The sequence below is a fragment of the Luteolibacter pohnpeiensis genome, assembly GCF_016595435.1.
Lineage (GTDB): Bacteria > Verrucomicrobiota > Verrucomicrobiia > Verrucomicrobiales > Akkermansiaceae > Luteolibacter > Luteolibacter pohnpeiensis.
This window is the reverse complement of sequence record NZ_JAENIJ010000085.1, coordinates 1-2,824: the sequence shown is the minus strand read 5'-3', so window position 1 is coordinate 2,824 and position 2,824 is coordinate 1. Positions and strand designations below refer to the sequence as shown.

3 protein-coding genes are annotated in these 2,824 nt (G+C 51.9%); all 3 read left to right on the top strand.

Going from position 1 to position 2,824, the window contains the following annotated elements; translation table 11 throughout:
- Positions 1–654: hypothetical protein (locus JIN85_RS20040; protein ID WP_234047532.1), on the top strand; the 654-nt coding region annotated here is incomplete at its 5' end.
- A 129-nt stretch (positions 655–783) separates the two neighbouring features.
- Positions 784–1,347, top strand: a complete 564-nt coding sequence (locus JIN85_RS22400; protein WP_425494640.1) for a DUF6886 family protein — start codon at positions 784–786, stop codon at positions 1,345–1,347.
- Positions 1,334–2,038 carry a hypothetical protein gene (locus JIN85_RS20035; protein ID WP_200274189.1) on the top strand — a complete coding sequence of 235 codons (705 nt, stop codon included), beginning with the start codon at positions 1,334–1,336 and terminating at the stop codon, positions 2,036–2,038. The genes JIN85_RS22400 and JIN85_RS20035 overlap by 14 nt, the downstream gene beginning before the upstream one ends.
- Positions 2,039–2,824: the final 786 nt, after the last annotated feature.

The following is a 2,824-nucleotide window of genomic DNA, read 5'->3' as shown; positions in this document are numbered from 1 at the left end:
GTCGGCCAGTCCAGAACAAGGCGGCACATCCGACGGCGATCAGCCTGTGAGTTGACTTTGATGCTTTTCTCGCGCCGCAGATGGCCTTATACGTTAGCGGAGAAAATGCGCTTCATGATCACCGGCTTTGCGGTCATCACGACTATGTTCCTGTCCGGTTGCGATTCCGAAGAGCAGAGTCCCCCGACCAAACCTTCGCCCGAGAAAGCGGAAACAAAAATGCGAACACTAAGCGGACAGATCGCCATCGAGAACCTACCGCCCAATCGCGGGATCTCTGCGACCATTGCGTTTTTCCCCGTCGATGAGGAGAGTGCCGCGAAGCCATACCACGGAGAGCCTACCGGCGATGCGATCAAGGATTCTGAACACCTGCTGGAGGAAGTGGATTTCGACACCGAGACTACCGTCGCAACTCGAGCGATTCCGTTTTCTGTGAGTCGACCAGCCGGCCTCTATTACATCCAACTGCGGTTCATTCTCTATCGCTTCAAAGACGGAAAGGCATTCGCCCAGGCAGAGCAATTCTTCTTCGGCAAGCGGACGCTTCCATTGCTCGATGACATCCACGGACTGACTCTTCCCGTGGAGTGGCCGTCTATCCCGATCGAGGAGCTAGGTAGCTATGGAACCGTCCAACCAAACAACCGCTAACAAGGCGCTGCAGCCAATCCCTAGTAGCCATCAGCCGACTCCCTCCGACCGCCCGGCTCCACCTTCACACCTCTCCCTGAGCTTGTGCGCCCGTTCGGGGCGGCTGAGCTTGGCGTTAGCCCATAGAAAATGCGCCTCTTTCATGTAAGTGACTTTTCTGGGATTACACGATTTATTCCCCAATCGTCGCAGGGAGAAATTCCTTTTGTGTGGGCCATTGATGAAGATCATCTGCCCAATTACCTCTTTCCCCGCCAATGCCCTCGAGTCTCTTACCTATCCTCTAACGGCCACCGCATAATTTATGTCGAAGAGTCTTGGATCGATCGGATACGTGAATCATTTATCTGGATTTATCAGATGCCAGTGGAGGGTTTTAGATTATTCGATCCAACGGCGGGTTATTTTGTGTCCTCTAACACGATTAAACCAATGAGTTGTCGTCCAATCAATGATCTGGTTGCAGCACTATTGGAGTATAAGGCAGAGCTCTTTGTAGTTCCTTCACTCTGGCCTATCTTTGATCAGGTGACCTCTACACAATCTGAGTTCTCCTGTATCAGAATGAGGAATGCTCAACCTCGACGAATTGCAGACAACTCCCTACAAACAAGGGCTAACAAGATGCCACAGGCGACAGGCATTCGCCCGTGCCTGGACATTGAACGTTCTGCAAAAAATGAGCTACACTAAACGACCCTATTGGCGGTGGGGTATCATCCCCAACCTGCGGAAGAAATACGAGGTTGACCAGAATCGACAACTCCAAATCTTTCATAAAGGCGACATCCAGACAGTCCAACTGGAGGGCATGACAACGTCTATCGTCAGAGGTAAGGGACTTCGGGGACTACTACGCCGAATCTTCGGCTTGGGTGACTTGCGGGTGAAGGGGTCACCTGGAGATTACGAACTCCCGAACGTTTGGAACGCTATGGAGTTCAAGTCAGCACTTGACGGAAGGCATTCGGCCGTCATCCCACCAGGTCTCCCAGGGTCAAAACTGCAGAAGAGTCCAATCAGAAGGGGTTCAACAATTCTAACAATTCCAGCGGTGAACTGCTCTGGATTCGTTTGGAGGCAGATTCACCACCTTGTATTCACAGAATATGGCGTGGGAGTTCGCAGCTTCGGTGTCATTTATTCATGGATCCCATACGAGCATATCGAGCAGTGGCAACATCTTTATCTTACAGACGACAAGGAGGATGGCATCTACTTATATGCCGATAAGTCTAAGAAGGAGCCGAACTGGTTTTCCGACGACTATGGACCAGGCTTCTTTTGGTTGGATCCTACTTCCTTGGAGCCAATCAGCAGGATATTTAAAGATAAAGGCGTCTCTCGTAAAGCTAATTGGGTCGGAACCAAAGAGGAACTCTAATATACAAGAGGCAGAACAAGGCGGCGCTCCTAACACCTGCCCCGCTGCGAGTTCAACCCGCCATGATAATTCAACCTTCAGCCACAGTCGAAGCCGCGCCCTCGGGCAGGTGTAGGAGGCCTTCGACGTTCGCCAGAAAACCATGGAAACCGAACCTCCTAGTCCTTCGAATGAAGTAGGCTCCGCTCCAAATAATCGGACGTTGTTGCCTGAGTTTGCTCTGGCCTTAGGGCTTGTCATCATGACGATCATTGTAGGACGCATGATCTACCATGATTCATTTGTAGACGGGTCGACTTATTCCAACCGTTCGTTTGCGCAACCGGGAGCCGGGTTTTCGTTCCTCCTTGTGGTATATGGATGCATACGTGCGAGGTTCCTTCCTCTTTGGCTCCGACTGGTCGGGGCACCCTTTGCGTTCTTTGCTGGATACATTGGAATTGGCCTCATGCTCTTACTGATCAATGCCGTAATCTGATGGCTCACCCACATCCAAACCAAGGCGAACAAGGCGGCGCACACCAACCGCTATCCCGCTCCGTGTCGTAGATTTATTGACCATCATAAACCGTAACCTGCAGTCAAGCCTCGCCTCTGGATAGCGGTGGGTGGCCTATAACGTTGGGCCGAATAGAACAGCGTCAATTAGCCATGATTAGACCCGTTGCAACCACCATCGCCCTGACCGTTATGCTCTGGTGGGCGACCACTTGGGTTTACCGCTCAGTGCTTCCTGGGGTTCCCGATAGTGGGATTCTTCCAGTTTCGTCGGTGCCCGGGGCTCTG

Bases quoted from the DNA above. Each gene is read 5' to 3' on its own strand.
- JIN85_RS22400 (WP_425494640.1), top strand. From the start codon at position 784: ATGCGCCTCTTTCATGTAAGTGACTTTTCTGGGATTACACGATTTATT.
- JIN85_RS20035 (WP_200274189.1), top strand. From the start codon at position 1,334: ATGAGCTACACTAAACGACCCTATTGGCGGTGGGGTATCATCCCCAAC.